Genomic DNA, 330 nt, shown 5'->3' with positions numbered 1-330 from the left:
TCTGCTCCCGCACCACTGCTAGGTCCCTGTAATGCACGTCCACTGGCCGGCCGTCGATCCGTAGCCAGGCGCCGCCGTTGAACACGCCACCGCCCCATTCGCCCAACTCCGAGACTGTGCCCTCCCAGCCGAGATCGCGGAGGGACTGGGGCCGGAAGTCGCCGCGATAATAGATCGCCAGGTCCCAGTCACTGTCAGTTCGATGTGTGCCTTGGGCGCGGGATCCGCCGAGCGTGACAGCTTCGACGTGCGGCAATGCGACGAGTATGTCGGCGATGGGATCGAGGAAGCGGTCGTCGTCCATGGTCAGACCATCGTAGCGGCGGCGTT

General features: G+C 65.2%; 1 protein-coding gene. It reads right to left on the bottom strand.

What is annotated here, in order from left to right; all coding sequences use genetic code 11:
• Positions 1-310 (bottom strand): nucleotidyltransferase domain-containing protein (locus tag ELR45_RS38875; RefSeq protein ID WP_420813939.1); only part of this gene is annotated, 310 nt, incomplete at its 3' end.
• Positions 311-330: the final 20 nt, after the last annotated feature.

Source organism: Phytoactinopolyspora endophytica (assembly GCF_004138495.1).
GTDB lineage: Bacteria > Actinomycetota > Actinomycetes > Jiangellales > Jiangellaceae > Phytoactinopolyspora > Phytoactinopolyspora endophytica.
The sequence above is the reverse complement of the archived record's forward strand: the minus strand, read 5'-3'. Positions and strand labels throughout refer to the sequence as shown.